General features: G+C 64.5%; 16 protein-coding genes. 10 read left to right on the top strand and 6 right to left on the bottom strand.

The annotated features are described in order from the left end of the window. Positions 1-103 precede the first annotated feature (103 nt). From ENJ19_10260 to ENJ19_10245, 4 genes are all read left to right on the top strand, one after another. Positions 104-220, top strand: a complete 117-nt coding sequence (locus tag ENJ19_10260; GenBank protein HHM06108.1) for a zinc-finger domain-containing protein — start codon at positions 104-106, stop codon at positions 218-220. Positions 221-267: 47 nt separating this feature from the next. Beyond that, a complete protein-coding gene (locus tag ENJ19_10255) occupies positions 268-1,362 on the top strand; it encodes a glycosyltransferase (GenBank protein HHM06107.1) in 1,095 nt (364 codons plus the stop codon). Further along, positions 1,359-2,675, top strand: coding sequence for an O-antigen ligase family protein (locus ENJ19_10250; GenBank protein ID HHM06106.1), 1,317 nt, complete (start codon positions 1,359-1,361; stop codon positions 2,673-2,675). The genes ENJ19_10255 and ENJ19_10250 overlap by 4 nt, the downstream gene beginning before the upstream one ends. A gap of 228 nt (positions 2,676-2,903) precedes the next feature. Then, positions 2,904-3,191, top strand: a complete 288-nt coding sequence (locus ENJ19_10245) for a hypothetical protein (protein HHM06105.1) — start codon at positions 2,904-2,906, stop codon at positions 3,189-3,191. Here ENJ19_10245 and ENJ19_10240 read toward each other — a convergent pair. Next, entirely contained in the window at positions 3,172-4,257 is a 1,086-nt protein-coding gene (locus ENJ19_10240; protein HHM06104.1) for a glycosyltransferase, read from the bottom strand. The genes ENJ19_10245 and ENJ19_10240 overlap by 20 nt on opposite strands. A gap of 30 nt (positions 4,258-4,287) precedes the next feature. On the opposite strand from ENJ19_10240, the gene ENJ19_10235 reads away from it, so the two are divergent. Further along, positions 4,288-5,094: a glycosyltransferase family 2 protein gene (locus ENJ19_10235; protein HHM06103.1), complete on the top strand. Its 807-nt coding sequence runs from the start codon at positions 4,288-4,290 to the stop codon at positions 5,092-5,094. A gap of 52 nt (positions 5,095-5,146) precedes the next feature. Here ENJ19_10235 and ENJ19_10230 read toward each other — a convergent pair whose 3' ends face one another. Next, on the bottom strand, positions 5,147-6,199 hold the full coding sequence (locus ENJ19_10230; GenBank protein HHM06102.1) for a glycosyltransferase family 9 protein: 1,053 nt from the start codon (positions 6,197-6,199) through the stop codon (positions 5,147-5,149). Next, positions 6,186-7,130, bottom strand: a complete 945-nt coding sequence (gene lpxL / locus ENJ19_10225) for an LpxL/LpxP family Kdo(2)-lipid IV(A) lauroyl/palmitoleoyl acyltransferase (protein ID HHM06101.1) — start codon at positions 7,128-7,130, stop codon at positions 6,186-6,188. The genes ENJ19_10230 and lpxL overlap by 14 nt, the downstream gene beginning before the upstream one ends. Positions 7,131-7,387: 257 nt before the next feature. Here lpxL and hldE point away from each other — a divergent pair, with 257 nt between their 5' ends. The 4 genes from hldE to ENJ19_10205 all read left to right on the top strand — a co-directional run bounded on the left by hldE (position 7,388) and on the right by ENJ19_10205 (position 12,168). Beyond that, positions 7,388-8,815 (top strand): bifunctional D-glycero-beta-D-manno-heptose-7-phosphate kinase/D-glycero-beta-D-manno-heptose 1-phosphate adenylyltransferase HldE, encoded by a 1,428-nt coding sequence (hldE, locus tag ENJ19_10220; GenBank protein HHM06100.1) that lies wholly within the window; start codon positions 7,388-7,390, stop codon positions 8,813-8,815. After that, a complete protein-coding gene (locus tag ENJ19_10215) occupies positions 8,812-9,762 on the top strand; it encodes an ADP-glyceromanno-heptose 6-epimerase (GenBank protein ID HHM06099.1) in 951 nt (316 codons plus the stop codon). Before hldE ends, ENJ19_10215 begins: the two co-directional genes overlap by 4 nt. Next, positions 9,762-11,030 (top strand): 3-deoxy-D-manno-octulosonic acid transferase, encoded by a 1,269-nt coding sequence (locus ENJ19_10210; GenBank protein ID HHM06098.1) that lies wholly within the window; start codon positions 9,762-9,764, stop codon positions 11,028-11,030. Before ENJ19_10215 ends, ENJ19_10210 begins: the two co-directional genes overlap by 1 nt. Before the next feature lie 160 nt (positions 11,031-11,190). Next, positions 11,191-12,168, top strand: a complete 978-nt coding sequence (locus tag ENJ19_10205) for a nucleoside-diphosphate sugar epimerase (GenBank protein HHM06097.1) — start codon at positions 11,191-11,193, stop codon at positions 12,166-12,168. On the opposite strand, the gene ENJ19_10200 is transcribed toward ENJ19_10205, so the two are convergent. From ENJ19_10200 to ENJ19_10190, 3 genes are read right to left on the bottom strand one after another with little or no spacing between them, the layout of a single operon-like run. Beyond that, positions 12,165-13,502 (bottom strand): type I secretion protein TolC, encoded by a 1,338-nt coding sequence (locus ENJ19_10200; GenBank protein ID HHM06096.1) that lies wholly within the window; start codon positions 13,500-13,502, stop codon positions 12,165-12,167. The genes ENJ19_10205 and ENJ19_10200 overlap by 4 nt on opposite strands. Positions 13,503-13,513: 11 nt before the next feature. Then, a complete protein-coding gene (locus ENJ19_10195) occupies positions 13,514-13,834 on the bottom strand; it encodes a sulfurtransferase (GenBank protein HHM06095.1) in 321 nt (106 codons plus the stop codon). 36 nt (positions 13,835-13,870) lie between these two features. Next, positions 13,871-14,524: a protein-L-isoaspartate O-methyltransferase gene (locus tag ENJ19_10190; protein ID HHM06094.1), complete on the bottom strand. Its 654-nt coding sequence runs from the start codon at positions 14,522-14,524 to the stop codon at positions 13,871-13,873. A gap of 229 nt (positions 14,525-14,753) precedes the next feature. Here ENJ19_10190 and ENJ19_10185 point away from each other — a divergent pair, with 229 nt between their 5' ends. Continuing rightward, a complete protein-coding gene (locus ENJ19_10185; protein ID HHM06093.1) occupies positions 14,754-16,274 on the top strand; it encodes a PEP-CTERM sorting domain-containing protein in 1,521 nt (506 codons plus the stop codon). Positions 16,275-16,541 lie beyond the last annotated feature (267 nt).

The following is a 16,541-nucleotide window of genomic DNA, read 5'->3' as shown; positions in this document are numbered from 1 at the left end:
CGTGGCCGGAACCGCAGGAGGCGCTCAAGCCATCGAACCCAACGCACAACACCGCTACACCGTCACCCGGGCCGATCTGCCCTTGCATTGCCCGCTGGACGGCATGAGTTTGTGGAATTCCCATCCGCGGGTGTTCCTGCCCATCGAGGAAAACGGCGGCAAGGTCCAGTGCCCCTATTGCGGGGCGGAATACACGCTCAGCGAGGACGACGCATCCTGAGTGCCGGTGTTTCCTCTGGGGTGCCCCGGCGGTTGACGGTGGTACAAATGCTTCCCGCGCTGGAATCCGGCGGGGTGGAGAAAGGGACGCTGGAAGTGGGGCGCCACTTGGTAGCGCGGGGCCACCGCTCCATCGTCATCGCGGCGGGCGGGAGGCTGGCGCCGCAACTGGTGGCCGAAGGCAGCGAGCACCTGCCCTGGCCCGTGGGCGCCAAGCGCCTGGCCACGTTGCGCTGGGTTCACCGGGTGCGGCGCCTGCTCGCCGAAGAGCGCCCCGACATCCTGCACCTGCGTTCCCGGCTGCCGGCCTGGATTGGTTATCTGGCCTGGCGCGGCTTGCCGCCGGCGGCCCGTCCCGCCTTGGTGACCACCTTCCACGGTTTCTACCGGCCGGGCCGCTACAGCGCCGTGATGACCTTTGGGCAAGCCCTTATCGCCATCTCCGCCACGGTCCGTGATTACATTTTGAAGACTTACCCGCAGGTCTCTCCCCAGCGCATTGTGGTTATCCCCCGGGGCGTGGATCCGGCGCAGTATCCTTTCGGTTATCAGGCGCCGCCGCCGTGGCGGGAGCGGTGGTGGGCGGAGTTTCCGCAAACCCGGGGGGGGCGTCTGCTGACCCTGCCCGGCCGCCTCACCCGCCTCAAAGGGCATCACGATTTCATCCGGCTCGTTGCCCGTCTGAACGCCGCTGGCCTTGACGTCCGTGGTGTGGTGGTGGGTGGCGTGGACCCCCGGCGCCGCGCTTATGCAGCGGAGATCCGGCGTCTGGCGGAGCGGGAGGGCGAGGGGCGTATCGTGTTCACCGGTCACCGCGACGATGTGCGGGAGATTTACGCCGTGTCCGATGTGGTGCTGTCCCTGTCCCGCCAGCCCGAATCCTTCGGCCGCACGGTGCTGGAAGCCTTGAATCTGGGGGTGCCGGTGGCAGCGTATGCCCACGGTGGCGTGGGGGAAGTGCTGGGCCGGCTCTGGCCTGAGGGCGCCATTGCCCCGGGTGACGAGGAGGCCCTGTTTGAGCGGGTGCGCGGGTGGTTGGGGCAGCGCCCTGTGCTGGCGCCGCCGCAGGGCTACACCTTGGCGGAGATGCTGGACCGCACCCTGCAGGTATACACGGACGTGGGGGGCCGGGTGGGCATATGAGTGAGGGCCGGGCGGTGCTATTGGGCGGAGAGCAGGCGCGCTGGCGTTTCCTGTGGCGGGAGTGGTGGCCGGTCTTGCTGATCTGGTCCTGTCTCGCGCTGCTGCCCTTTGCGCGGTCGGTGGAAGTGCCCGTCGTTATCATGGCGGGTTTGGGGCTGCGGTTGCTGTTCAAGCATGGCCGGACACTGGTATGGCAGGGCCCGGCGCGGCTGTTCTCCGTGGTCTTTTTCTTGTTTTGGGTGCCGGCCCTGCTGGCGCTGCCCGATGCCGTGCATGGGCAGAAATCCCTGATCGGAACCCTGGCCTATCCGCGTTTCTATTTGGCCGGCCTGTTCATTCTGCACGTGGCAGCCCGGCCGGCGCTGCGCCGGCGCCTGTTGTGGCTGAGCGCTTGCCTGGTGCTGGTGTGGCTGGCGGATGCCGTGCTCCAGTTTGTAGTGGGGCGCGATATCCTGGGCTATGAGTACGTGCCGGGCCGGCTCAACGCCCTGTTTGGCGAAGAGTCCAAGCGCTTCGGCTATGTGCTGGTGATTTTGGTGCCGCTGTTGTTTGAATACGCCCGCCGTCACTGGCCGCGCAGCGTGCAGGCCGTGGTGGTGCTGGTGACGGTGGCGGTGGTGTTGCTGGCGGGCAGCCGCGCCGCCTGGATCACCTTGTTCGTCATTGGCGTCGCCTATCTGGTGTTGCATGCGCGCGCCCGGGGCGCCGTGCCTTGGCGCGCGCTGGGGGGCTTTGTCCTGGGTGTGGCCCTGATTCTTGCGGCCGCATATACCTTGCATGAGCCCTTCCACCAGCGCCTGGACAAATCCTTGCTCGTTTTGCAGGGTGATAAAGCCTCGGTGGATACGGCGATCTCCCATCGCCTGCCCATCTGGACTGTGGCCATCGCCATCTATGCCGACCACCCCGTGAACGGCATTGGCATGCACGGTTTCCGTTATGCCTACGTGAACTACGCCCAGCCCGACGATCCCTTTGTCAATCCAAAAACGGGCACCGGCGCCCTGCACGCCCACCAGCTCATTTTGGAAATTGCAGCGGAGACGGGCAGCTTCGGCCTGGTGGGTTTCATCATCGCGTTGTTTCTGGTGCTGCGCCTGGGGTTGCGGGCGCCGCCGGCGGCACGTCCGGCCCTGTTGCCCTGGGGCTTGATGTTGCTGGCCCTGCTGTTTCCTTTGAATACCCACGTGCCGGCGTATTCTCAGCTCTTGTCGGTGTTGTTGTGGTGGGCCACGGCGCTTTTCGTTGCCAGTGGTACAGAAGGGGCTGTTGCTTGTCTCGGCGGGGAATGCGGGGAGGCAAAACAAGTGTAGTGATCAGTCTGCGTATTCCCGCCCGCTTTGAGGGCGGTGCTGAACGGCGTGGCAGGTACGGCCTTGGCTCGCGTTTCGGCTGCCTCCCCTTGCCTCAGCCGGCCCTGTCGCAATTCGTGCGGGACGGCCCGGCAATTTACAATGTATCAAGCACAGGAGCAGCTCTGTCGGCGGCCATGAAAACGCTGAGCCGTGCCGCGCACGCTGGACGAGACCGCTGAATGGGCCATGAGCCTTGGCGGTGGCTACGACCTCATCAAGACGCTGCCCGTCAAGTGGGAGCTGCTGTTCATCGACGGTAACCACAGTGAAGCGGGCGTGGAGCAGGATTACCGCCATCTGGTGCGCCCGGGCGGCATCATCGCCTTTCACGACATCGTCGAGCACCAACCGCTTTCCGGCAACCAGGTCCGGTCGTTTCGGCAACGGCTCAGGGCCGAGGCCGAAACGGAAGAGTTTGTTGCCGATTCTGGGCTATGCGGATTCGGTATTGGCACTATCCGTGTGCCGGAGTGAGGCGTGCCAGGGCGGCCGCCACGGCAGCGCGCACTGCGGTGTGGGAAAAAAAACGTTCGTAGGTGAGGCGGGCCTGCACCCCGGCTTCTACGAGCTGTTCCGGCTGAGCGGCGAGCGTGGCGACGGCCGCGGCCAGGGCAGCGGGATCGCCCGGTGGCACCTGGAACAGCCCGCTGCCCCCGTCCGCACTCAAGGATTCCGGGTAAGCCGGGCCGCGCCGGGTGATGACCGGGCGACCGCCGGCCAGGGCCTGATAGACCTTGTTGGGAATCACCCGGGCGGCTTTGTCTGAGGTGCCGAACACGCCCAAACAAAGATGAGCCCGGTGGATGCGCGGGGGCAATCGTGCGTAGGGCAGCCAATCTTCGAAGTGCACACAGGTCAGTCCCGCAGCGGCTCTCTGGCAGGAAGCGCGCAGCGGCCCGTTGCCCACCAATATCCAGCGCACTGGCGGTCCGGCGTACCGCCGGGCGGCTGCCACGATGGTTTCTACCCCTTGCAGGGCGATGAAGCTGCCGAAGAACAACACCTCCAGGGGCGTGCCCCGGGCAGGGAGGGAGAGCGGCTGGGGCTGGAACAGGGTCTCTTCGGCGCCCACCGGAATTACCGCCAGGCGGGAGTCGGGCACGCCCAGGGTATCGCGGAAAAACGCGGCGTGGGAGGCGGTGTCCGCAACCACCAAATCCGCCTGGCCAAACAACAACTGCTCCCAACGGAGCAGCCGCTGTGCCGCGCCCGATGCGGCCGTGAACTTGCGTCGTTCGAACACCTGTTTGTCGTAGGCGCTGATCAAGGGATCAAACACCAGTGGGACACCGTGCCGGTGCGCCCACTGGTGCGCCGCCGCCATATCGCGCTGCCGGAAACAGGGTACCCACAGCAAATCGGAGGCGCGCGTTTTTTGCCAGCGCGCCTCCCACCGGCCCAGCGCGGAAACGCGGGGACGAAAATCCGCCACTTCCCAGCCGAGTTCTGTGAAACATTGGCGTACAATGCGGTTACGGGAATAATCGGGATCGAAACGGCCCCACCACAACACGGTGGGGTCGCGCGGCGTGTCAGACATAAGCGTCGAATCGGAGAAGTGAACCGGCCAATGGAAAAATTATCAGCTTTCATCACCACCTACAATAACGCCCGCACCCTGGCGGCGTGTCTGGAAAGCGTGAAATGGGCCGATGAGTGCGTGGTGCTCGATTCCTACAGCAGCGACGACACCCCCGCCATAGCGGCGCGGTACCACTGCCGTTTCCATCAGCACGAGTTCATGGGTTATGGTCCGCAAAAGCAAATGGCCCTGGAAAAAACCACTTATCGCTGGGTGTTGCTCCTGGACGCCGACGAGGCCCTCTCTCCCGAACTGCAACAAGAAATCCAAGCCCTGATGCAAGCCGGCCCCCAGGCCGACGGCTACGAGCTGGCCCGCCAGGAGCAAATGTTCTGGCGCATGGCCAACCCCCGCGCGCGCATGAATTATTACCTGCGCCTGTTCGATAAAAGCAAAGGCCGCATTTGCGACATGCCCGTCCACGCCGCACCCAAAGTGGAGGGACGCACTGAACGCTTAAAGGGTGCGTTCTACCACTACGGTGAAGTGAGCGTGGATGAAAAAGTCGCCAAGATCAACGCCTATTCCACCGGTTTGGTGGCGGATAAAGTGGCCAAAGAAAAGCGGCCAGGCCCGTGGATAATGGTGGTGTATCCGCCGGTGTACTTTGTGCGGACGTACGTGTTCAAACGGAACTATTTAAACGGCTGGCCGGGGTTTATGGCGTCCGTGGTCAGTGCGTTCTATGTGTTCCTCAAATACGCCAAGCTCTACGAACACCAGCAGCGGCAGGCGCACGGGGACAGCTTGCTGCCGAAGGGGGCGCCGTCATCGTTCCTGTCGAAGGACGCCTGATGGTCAAAATGGATATGAGGCGCGGCGTGCAGCCCGCAGCGCGAGGTGGGTATCACACCGCCCCCAAGCCCTGCAATGTCTCAAACACCGCCTCCGGGCTCACCAGCATCATACAACTGTGATGGCTGCAATGTTTGTTGTAACAATTGATGCAATGTATCTTCGCCTGCAAGGCTTTGATCTGCTCACCCACGGGCTTGACCCGGCGCGGGTCGGTGGGGCCGCAGATGACGGCCATGGGGGTGGTGGTGGCGGAGGCGATGTGGGCGGTGCCGGTGTCGTTGGCGACGATGCAGCCGGCATTCTCGCATAGCGGTGGAATATCCAGCAGTTCGGTCTGGCCGCACAGGTTGATCACCCAATCGCCGCAGTGTTGTTGGATGGTCTGGCATTCCGCCATTTCGTCCCGCGCGCCCAAGAGCACTATGCGGTCGTAGCCCGCTTCTCTCAAATACAAGCCCAAGGCGCTGTACCGTGGTGCACCCCAGCGTTTGAGATAACCTGCGGCCTGGCAGCCGGGCAAAAATACCGCGTAGCGTGAGCCGGCCACGCCCTGTTCCTTTAATAGTTGCTCTGCGCGGACGCGGTGTTGTTCGGGGATATGCAATACCGGCCGTGGTGTGACGGTGGGAATGCCCCCCGCCTGCAAAGCGGCTCGCAAGTGGTCGAAGGCGTGTACCGTGGGCGCTTGCGGTGGCGGTGCGATGTTGTAGGGGAGGCGCCGGTGCGTGCCCAGACGGCAGGGGATGCGGGCGCCGCTCAGCAACAAAAGGCTTTGCAGAATGCGGGCGCGGTCGTTGGATTGTAAGTCCACCACCAAGTCATAGCGCCCCGCCCGTACGGTCTTGAGCCACGCCAGCATGGCACTGGCGCCATTGCGCACGGGGATGTCGATCACTTTGCTAAAGCGCGGGTCGGCCCGAAACAGGGGCGTCCAGGCGGGAAAAGTGTTGATGTGCAAGGTGGCGTCGGGAAAGGCGCGGCGTACGTCTTCCATGGCCGCGGTGCTGATCACCACATCCCCCAGGGCGCTCCACTTCATGATCAGGATGCGGCGGATGTGGTCCCGCGCCGGCAGGGGTGTTGCCTGGTTAACGGTAGACATCGGCCTCTCCCGCCGGGCGCGTTTTAAAACGCCGGTGCACCCAAAGGTATTGGGCCGGTGCCTTTTGTATTTGCGCTTCGAAGATTTGATTCAAACGCGCGGTGTCGGCCACGGCGTCGTCACTGGGAAAACCGTCCAACGGTGGGGAGACCACCAGGCGATACGCCCGTCCCTCCGCCACGCGGTAGGTTACCACGGGCACGAGGGCGGCGCCGGTGATTTTCGCCAGGCGCGAGGTGGCGGTGATGGTGGAGGCGGGCACGCCGAAGAAGGGCACGAAGGCGCTTTGTTTGCCGGCGTAGTTTTGATCCGGCGAATACCACAGCGCGTTGCCGCCTTTGAGCAGGCGCACCATGGTGCGCATGTCATCGTGCAGCACCAAGCCCGCCGCGTGGGAAATGCCCGTTTTCCTGTGGGCGATGCGGGCGCGCCGCTGACAGGCTTCAAACAGGGGGTTTTTGTGTAAGCGGTAAGTGAAGTGCACCGGCGCATGCATGCTGAGCAGACGGCCGCAGACTTCCATGGTCGTGAAATGCGCGGGCATCACGATCACGCCGCGGCCCTGCTCCAGCAAGCGGGTTAAATGTTCCATGCCTTCGACTTGAATGCAGGGCCAGAGTGTGCTGTCTTTGGCCCACCATGCCACTGCCGTTTCCACCAGGGAAAGCCCCAGCGATTCCATGTGTTCGCCGAGCAGGGTTGCGCGGGCCTGATCGTCCAGCCCGGGCAGGCACAGGACGAGATTCACCGCGGCGATGTGGCGCCGGCGGCGGCTTATGCGGCCGAAGGTGTTTCCAATAAAACGGCCCAGCCGGATGCGAAAACCAGGGGGCAGTCGGGCGATGAGTTTCATCAGGCCGATGCCCGCCCAGGTGGGCCAGTAGCGGGGCGCAAAGAAGCGTGGTTCCAGGGGTGGGGCGGTGTCGGGCATCGAAACCTTCGTAAAAGCCTCACATTCTACTCGATCCGGGTGAATTCGGCCGCCCCGCGGCGTGATAAACTAGCGCGCCGTATCGGGGTTGTTTGAGTGCAGTGCTGAAATCTGGTGCTGGTGCTATCCGTTCCACCCCCACCCTGACCCTCCCCCTGTAACAGGGGGGTAAGAGGTCGCGGAGCGCGTGAGTGTGTGGCTTGCGCGTGGCATTTGTATTTTGCTTTGTCTGCACTGGCCTGATTGAACGGTTCCATATGACTATCCACATCCCCGATTTCCAAGCCGCCCGCGTGCTGGTGGTGGGTGACGTGATGCTGGACCGCTATTGGCATGGCGGCGCCTCGCGCATATCGCCCGAGGCGCCGGTGCCGGTGGTGCGGGTGGGGGAAACTGAAGACCGGCCCGGCGGCGCGGGCAATGTGGCGTTGAACCTGGCCGCCCTGGGTGGCGGGGTGACGCTGGTGGGTGTCACCGGCGCCGATGAATCCGCCGCCTTGGTGGAGGCCCAGTTGGCCGCCGCCGGGGTGGACTGCCGCTTTGAAAAGATGGGCGGCGCGCCCACCATCACCAAGCTGCGCGTTATCAGCCGTCACCAACAGCTCATTCGTTTGGATTTTGAACAAGCCTTGCCCGCCGCGGCGGCCGCCGCGGTGCTGGCGCACGCCCGCGCCTGTTTGCCCCAGTGCCAAGTGGTGCTCTTGTCCGACTACGGCAAAGGGACGCTGGCTGCGGCACCGGAGTTGATTGCCGCCGCCCGCCGGGCGGGCCGTCCCGTGCTGGTGGACCCCAAGGGCCGGGATTTCAGCCGCTATCGCGGTGCCACCGTGGTCACCCCCAACTGGGCCGAGTTCGAAGCCGTGGCGGGCGAATGCCCCAGCGAAGAGGACATGGTGGTCAAAGCCCGCGCCCTGCTGGAGGCCCACAATTTGGGGGCCGTGCTGGTCACCCGCGGCGAGCAGGGCATGAGTTTGATGCAGGGGGGCCGCCCGCCCTTGCATCTGCCCACCCGCGCCCAGGAGGTGTACGACGTCACCGGCGCCGGTGACACGGTCATCTCCACCCTGGCCGCCGCTTTGGCCAGCGGCGAATCCCTGGAGCAGGCCACGGCCCTGGCCAATCTGGCCGCCGGGGTGGTGGTGGCCAAGCTGGGCACGGCCACGGTGAGCGTGCCTGAACTGCGCCGCGCCCAGCGGGACAGCCACGTGAGCGAAAGCGGCGTGCTGAGCGAGGCCCAATTGCTCGCCGCCGCGGCCCAGGCCCGTGCCCACGGGGACGCGGTGGTGATGACCAACGGCTGTTTTGACATTTTGCATCCCGGCCACGTGGCCTATCTGGACCAGGCCCGCAAACTGGGCGACCGTTTGATTGTGGCGGTAAACGATGACGCATCCGTGCGCCGTTTGAAAGGCCCGTCCCGCCCCATCAATCCGCTGGATTACCGTCTGGCCATGTTGGCCTCACTCAAGAGTGTGGACTGGGTCGTGCCCTTTTCCGAAGACACGCCGGAACGTCTGATCTGCGCCGTTGGCCCGGATTACCTGGTGAAAGGCGGTGACTACCGGCCGGAGGCCATTGCCGGCTACGGCTGCGTCACCGGCCGCGGTGGCAAAGTGATTGTCTTAGATTATGTGGACGGCCATTCCACCAGCCGCATCATTGAAAAAATCAAGGAGCAGGCATGATCATCATCACCGGTGGCGCCGGGTTTATCGGGTCCAATCTGGTCAAAGCGCTGAACGGGCGCGGCCGGCGCGACATTCTGGTGGTGGACAATCTGAGCCGGGGCGAGAAGTTTAACAACCTGGCCGACTGCGACATCGCCGATTACCTGGACAAGGAAGATTTCCACCAGGCCATTGCAGGTGGCCGCCGCTTTGGCGAGGTGGAGGCCGTGTTCCACCAGGGCGCGTGTTCCACCACCACCGAGTGGGATGGGCGCTACATGATGCGCAACAATTACGACTACTCCAAGCAACTGCTGCACTATTGCCTGGCACGGGGGGTGCCGTTTATTTACGCCTCCTCCGCCGCGGTCTATGGCGCCGGCCCTGTCTTCAAAGAAGAGCGCCGCTTTGAGGTGCCGCTGAACGTTTACGGTTATTCAAAGTTCCTGTTCGACGAATACGTGCGCCGCCTGTGGTCGGGCGCCGCCAGCCAAATCGTCGGCCTGCGGTATTTCAACGTCTACGGCCCCCGCGAACAACACAAAGGCAGCATGGCCAGCGTGGCCTATCATCTTCATCAACAACTGTTGCAAGGGGATACCGTGAAACTGTTCGAAGGCTGCGACGGCTACGCCGACGGCGAGCAGCGGCGGGATTTCATTTATGTGGACGACGTGGTGGCGGTGAACCTGTGGTTCTTGGAACACGGCGGCAAATCCGGCATTTTCAACCTTGGTACCGGCGCCGCCCAGGCCTTCAACGACGTGGCCCACGCCGTCATCCGCTGGCACGGCCGTGGCAGGATCGAATACATCCCCTTTCCCGGGCATTTGCGGGGGTGCTATCAGAGCTACACTCAGGCCGACATGAGCGCGCTCAGGGACATTGGTTTTGATGGCGGCTTTGCCACCGTGGAAGAGGGCGTGCGGCGCTATCTGGACTGGCTGAGCGGCGCCGCGCGGTGATGCGCCACCTCTATTCCGGCCTTTTGTATCTCATCACCCCCTGCGTTGTCCTGCGCCTGCTGTGGCGCAGCCGCCGCGCCCCGGATTACCGGCGGCGTTGGGGCGAACGTTTCGGGTGGGTGCCGGTGCGGGACCAGCCGTGCGTCTGGCTGCACGCCGTATCCGTGGGTGAAGTGCAGGCCGCCGCGCCTTTAATTGAATGGCTGTTGGCGCGCGGCGAAGCGGTATTGGTCACCACCACCACGCCCACCGGCTCCGAGCGGGTGCGGTCCCTGTTCGGCGGGCGGGTGGCCCATTGTTATCTTCCCTATGATTTGCCCGGCGCAGTGGCCCGTTTTCTGAAAAGGATCCGGCCGCGCCTGGGCGTTATCATGGAAACAGAGCTGTGGCCCAATCTGTTTCGCGCCTGCCGCCGTGCCGAGGTGCCGCTGGTGCTGGCCAACGGCCGCCTGTCCGAGCGCTCCGCCGCAGGCTATCGCCGTCTGGGCGGCTTGGCGCGGGAGGTGGTGCGGGATCTTTCCGTTATCATCGCCCAAGGTCAGGCCGATGCCGGGCGCTTTTTGTCTTTGGGCGCCGAGCCCGAGCGGGTGCGGGTCAGCGGCAACATCAAATACGATTTATCTTTTCAGCCCGGCACCAAAACCCAAGCCGGCATCCTGCGCCGCATGTGGGGCGAAGCGCGGCCCGTGTGGATTGCCGCCAGCACCCACGCGGGCGAAGATGAACCAATATTGGAGGCCCACGCCCGGGTGCGCCGGCGTCTTCCCGAGGCCCTGCTGGTGCTCGTCCCCCGTCACCCCGAACGTTTCGATGCCGTTGCCGAACTTTGTGCCCGGCGCGGCTGCCCCGTCGTGCGCCGCACCGAATGGCGCGCCTGCGAGCGGGGCACCCAGGTTTTTCTGGGCGATACCATGGGCGAACTGCCCATGATGTACGCGGCTTCCGATGTCGCCTTCGTCGGCGGCAGCCTCGTCCCCACCGGCGGCCACAACGTGCTCGAACCCGCAGCCCTGGGCGTGCCCGTCGTCGTCGGGCCCCACATTTTCAACTTCGCCGCCATCAGCGACGCCCTGATTGCGGCCGGCGCGGCCGTGCGGGTGATGGATGCCGGGGAACTTGCCGGGGCCGTGCACACCTTCCTCGTTGATCCCGATGCCCGTCGCAGCGCCGGTGCCAGGGGGGCGGCATGGGTGGCCAACAACCGCGGGGCCTTGAGACGGGTGCAGGATATTGTGGAAGCGTTTTTGGTGGGGGCTTGGCGGGGGTAAGGGGCTATTGGTCTGGTGATGCCGTACCGCTACATCCTTCTTCTGTTGAAAAGGGAGACGAGAGGGATTTCCATTTTGGAATTCAAGCGCAAGCGTTGCGTTTAAGGGGTCTGACCCCTTTTTGGAGCTGTTTCGTCCCTTACTTACTTGGAAGCTGACGATGGATGATGCTGAACAAGATGTTGGTGCCGTGTGGGTCCTGGCTGACGACCGTACCGGCAATGTGAACCAGGCGGTGGGGGTGGCGGAGGCCTTGGGGGCTCCTTTCGCGATCAAGCCGCTGGCCTATGACCGCTGCGGGGGGTGGCCCAATCTGGTGCGGGGGGCGTCCTTGCTGGGGGTGGCGGGGGACAGCCGCGCCGCCCTGGCACCGCCCTGGCCGCGGGTGGTGATCGCGGCGGGGCGGCGCACGGTGCCGGTGGCGCGTTACATCAAGAAGCAAAGCGGCGCTCGGACCTTTCTCGTGCAGATCATGTGGCCGGGGCCGCCGCTGGGGGATTTGGATCTGGTGGCGGTGCCGGAGCACGATGAGGTGCCGGCGCAGGTCAATGTGATGCGCACACTGGGAGCGCCCCACCGGGTGACGCGGGCACGGATCAGTGCGGAGGGGGAGAAGTGGCGCGACTGTTTCGCCGATCTGCCCCGGCCGCGCATCGCCATGTTGGTGGGTGGCGCGGCCAGGGACAAAGGCTTTGATGCCTCGGTGGCGGGAGACTTGGGACGGCGGGCTTCCGAACTGGCCCGCAGCGCCGGCGGGAGTCTGCTCATCACCACCAGCCGCCGCACCGGGGTGGTGGCCCGCAACGCGCTGCTCGGGGCGATTGATGCGCCCGCCTATTTGCACATCTGGTCGCGGGAAGGGGATAACCCGTATTTCGCTTTTCTCGGCTTGTGCGATGGGGTGATCGTCACCGGTGATTCCACCTCCATGTGTTCCGAAGCCTGCGCCACCGGCCGGCCGGTGTACATCTTCGCGCCGCCGGCAAAGACGGCGCCCAAGCATCAGCGCTTGCACCAGGCCCTCTATGCGGGCGGCTACGCCAGGCCCTTGAGGGGGGCATTTGAGGATTGGACTTGTCCGCCTTTGAATGCAGCGGAGGAGATCGCAGCACGGGTGCGGGCGATGGTGCTGCCCTAGTCCGGCGGCGCTTCCAGCATGGCGTTGATCTGGGCGACGTCGTTTTCAGCGAGCAGGCCGGTGGCCTGTTTCAGGCGCAGGGTGTTGAGCAGGAAATCGTAACGGGCGCGGGCGTAGTCGCGCTGGGCGCCGTAAAGCTTACGCTGGGCCTGAAGGACATCGACGATGGTGCGGGTGCCCACTTCAAAGCCGGCCTCGGTGGCGGCCAGGGCGCTTCTTCCGGATACGGTGGCTTGTTTCAGCGCCTTTACCCGGCTGATGCTGGAGAGCACGGAGAGGTAGGCGTCGCGGGTCTGGCGTTCGGTGGCGCGGCGTTGTTGTTCGGCGGCCTCTTTGGCCTGGTTCAGCCGGTGACCGGCCTCGCGCACGGCGGACTGGATCCCCCCGCCCCGGTACAGGGGTACGCTGAGCTGCAGGCCGATAACGGCATCGGTGGACTCGCTGCCGCCGCCGAAGCGGCTGCCGCCGGAATCGGTGTAGCCCATGCTGGCCACGGCATCCACTTGGGGAAAGCGCGCGGACCGGCTCACTTCCATGGCTTCCCGCGCGGCTTCCACGGCAAAACGGCTGGCCGCCAGTTGGGGATTGTGTTCCAGGGCATCGGCAATCCAGGCTGCCACGTCCAGGGGGTCCGGGGAGGGCAGGGCCATGGCGGGACCCGGGGCCTTCAGGTCGGTGACCGGCTCGCCGGTGACTTCCCGCAAGGCCTCCCGTGCCACCGCCAGCTGGTTTTCCGCGGCGATTTCCTGGGCCACGGCCAGGTCGTAAGCGGCCTGGGCCTCGTGCACGTCGGTGATGGCGATCAGGCCCACCTCAAAGCGGCTGCGGGTCTGGTCCAATTGACGGGCGATGGCGTCTTTGTCGGTGCGGGCGAATTCCAGATTGTCGCGGGCGCCCAGGACGCTGAAATACCGTTCGGCCACCCGTACGATCAGCGCCTGGCGGGCGGCATCCAGCTCCGCCTCGGCCTGGGCCGCCTGGGCGTCGGCCTGGTCGCGCAAGGTGAAATAATCGCGCCGGTACACGGCCTGGCTCAGGCTCAGGGAGTAGTTGCGGGTGGTGAAATAATACGTGCTTTCAGAAAAAAACGGCGTGCCGCTGGACAGGGTCTGAGAGCGCGTGCGGTTGATGCTGGCGTCAAAGCCGGCCTGGGGCAGGAGCCGGGCCCGCGCCTGGCGGCTGCTTTCACTCACCGCGCGGGCGGCTTCCAGGGCCTGGTGCAGTTGCGGGTCACTGTCCACTGCCAGGCGGTAGGCGTGAAGCAGGTCATCGGCCTGGCCGGCGCTGCCAAGCAGCAGCAGGGCCGCGCCGGCGATAGGGCTGAAGTAACGCATCGCTTTCAAGTTTAGTAGGTGGCCATGGCAGGATCGACCTCCCGCGCCCAGGCATCCACCCCGCCGCTCAGGTTGAGCACTTTTTTGAAACCCATTTGCTGCAAATAGGCCGCCACCTGGGCGCTGCGCAGGCCGTGGTGGCAGATCACCACGGTCTCCCGCTCCGGGTCCAGGCCGGGCCAGGCCTCGGGAATGCGGCCCATGGGAATGTGTTCAGACCCTTCGATGTGGCAGATGTCCCACTCCCGGGGTTCCCGCACGTCCAGCAGCAAGGGCGGGGATGGCGCGATGTCCAGGTATTCTTTGAGTTCGGTCGGGGTGATTTCCAGCATCGTAAAAACGCCCGTCGCCGGCGTTTGCATGAATGTTCAAAAATCAAAGCGTCTGGGCGCGGGCGCATTGATGAGCGGCGCGAGCACCGTTTCAAACAGGGCTTCTTCCACGAATTGGTTCTCACCCAGCCGGGTGACCAGGGAGGCCTCCATGACCGGCGCCGTTCCCGTGACGGCAAACAGGCGGCCGCCGGATTTCAGCAGCTTGCGGAAATTTTTATCGCCCATGGGCAGGGAGCCGGTGACCGCGATCACGTCGTAGGGGCCGTGCTCCGGCCAGCCCGCCGCCGCGTCGCCGGTTTCCAGGGTGACATTGCCCAGGCCCACCGCAGCCAGACGGGTTTTTGCCAGTGCGGTAAATCCGGGAATGATATCCACGCTGTGGACCCGGGCGGCGGACTTGGCCAGCAGGGCTGTCACATAGCCGCTGCCGGTGCCCACTTCCAGCACGGTGTCGGTGGGTTTGACGGCCAGCGCCTGGAGCAGGCGCGCCTCCACCCTGGGCGCCATCATGGCCTGGCCTTCCCCCAGGGGGATTTCCACATCGGCATAGGCCAGGCCCGTGAAACCCTCCGGCACGAAGTCCTCCCGCGGGGTTTGTTCGATAAGGTTCAGCACCCGTTCGTCCAGCACTTCCCAGGGGCGGATTTGCTGTTCAATCATGTTATGGCGAGCCACAGCCATGTTCATTGCCGTCACGGTTTGTCCCTCTTTTCACCACATAGCCAACCGGGGCACAGGGTAAGCGCTTTGGGGGTGGGAGGCAAGCCGCCGGGGCGATGGGGGGCAGGTGTCGACGTCCTTTACAAGGCCTGCTGAGCGAGGGGGGGGCGATCCAAGTAAATTCAATGTGTTATTGAATCTGGTTCGTATTTTGCCGATAAATTTCCAGGTTTATCAGAGAACGTGGTACACGATCATGAAAACAAAAATGTGCAGCAGGATTCACCTAGCCCTGTGCGCCGCCGCCGTGGCGGGCGCTGTGGCGGCCGGTCCGGCCCAGGCCATCGCCGTGATTGGCGGGGAGGGTCCTGCACCAGGGCCGGGGCCGTTTGGACTCTACACCGATTTTAACGGCTTCAGCGGCACGGGGGCGGAACTGGCCGATGCCCTGGTCACCCCTGGGGGTGGCCTGTCGGTGGTGCCGGGCAGTGCCCAGTATCAGGGGAATTTTGACGGCACGGTATTTCCGAATTTCGACGACGATGGGGGCTTTTTTGTCGAGGGATTTTCTATCAATCCGCTTGGTGGTTCGAGCTACGGTTCGGCCGCGCTTCTGCCGGACGGTGGCGTGGATTTCGGCACCATTGATGGCGCTGACTTTTCCCTTCCGGGCGGTATCCTGCTGACCTCCGGCTTTGCCGCCCCGCCCCTGGCGAACACGGAAACCGGCTTTTCCGGCCTGGCCAGCGGGACGGGTGATGCGGGCTTGGATGAGCTGCTGGCCGCCCGCGACATTTCCGAGACCACCCGGGATGCCACGGTTCTGGCCTTTGACTTCATCACTGACAACCCCGCCATCAACGCCGTGGGGCTGGATTTCATGTTCGGCTCCGAGGAGTATCCGGAATTCGTGGATGCCTTTCCGGATATCGCTGCCGTGTTCGTGGACGAGGTCAATTATGCCGGTTTCGCTGACGGCAATCTGCTCACCGTCACCAGCGCCTCTGTCGGTGGTGGCAATTTCTTCGACAACAACCTCCAGGACGGCACCGCGCCCTTGGCCATCGAATACGACGGCATGAGCCGCCGCCTGCGTCTGATCGGTATGCTGGATCCCGATCTGGATGTGCACTCCATCAAGCTGGCCATCTCCGACACCGGTGATCGGGTGCTCGACAGCGGCCTGTTCGCCGCCAACCTGGAGGGGCTGGTCCTGGGCGGTCCCGGGGGCGCCGGTTTCACCTCGGACGATCCTTTGTTGCCCATCCCCGGTGATGATCCCAGTGACGGTTTTGATTTTGTGGTCACCGTGGGTGACACCGGCGTGGGTATCGACCCCACCCAGCCCATTTTCATCGACCCGCCCGTGGCCACCGGCTATATTTATGAAACCGCCGGGCCGAACTTCGCGACGGTGGTGCTGCCCACGCTCTATCCCCCCAAAACCGGTGATGACAACAAGTATAATCTCTTTGCCTGGAACGGCAGCAGCTATGATTCGCTGGGCGTCGTCGCCGCCGGGGTCACCTACGATTTCCTGGCGAGCTACGCCTCGGGGGTGAGCAAGTTCAAAGTCACCGGGATCGAGCCCCCGGGGCTGGATCCCAGCGATCCTTTGGCCTTCATTACCGGCGTGACCTTTGTCAGTGGTGGGACCTTCGGTGTCACCCAGACGCCCATCGTCAGCAGCAGCACCGTCCCTGAACCGGGCACCGCCTTGCTGCTCATGGGTGGTTTGCTGGGCTGGGGCTACGCCCGCCGCCGGCGCGTTTGCTGAGCGCGCGGTTTGTGCGACCATAGGGCCATGCCGGCATCGCCGGCATGGCTTTTTTTTCGGTGCGCCAGGCATGGCGCGTAGCGCCGTGACTGGCGCTATTTCCCGAGCTGTGGTGGCGAGGGGATGACTTGGGGGTGGAAGTCCCCTACCGGCCCGGCAAGGGGAACGGTTAGCCGAACGGCAAAGGTGCCCATCGCGAGGTGGGATCTGAAGGAAGCTGAAGGCAAAGCACTGGCCCGACGAACAGGAATCGCATAGGAGGCGGCC

This window comes from Gammaproteobacteria bacterium, assembly GCA_011375345.1.
Taxonomy (GTDB): Bacteria; Pseudomonadota; Gammaproteobacteria; order DRLM01; family DRLM01; genus DRLM01.
Note: the sequence above shows the minus strand (reverse complement) of the source record. Positions and strands in the feature narration are given on the sequence as shown.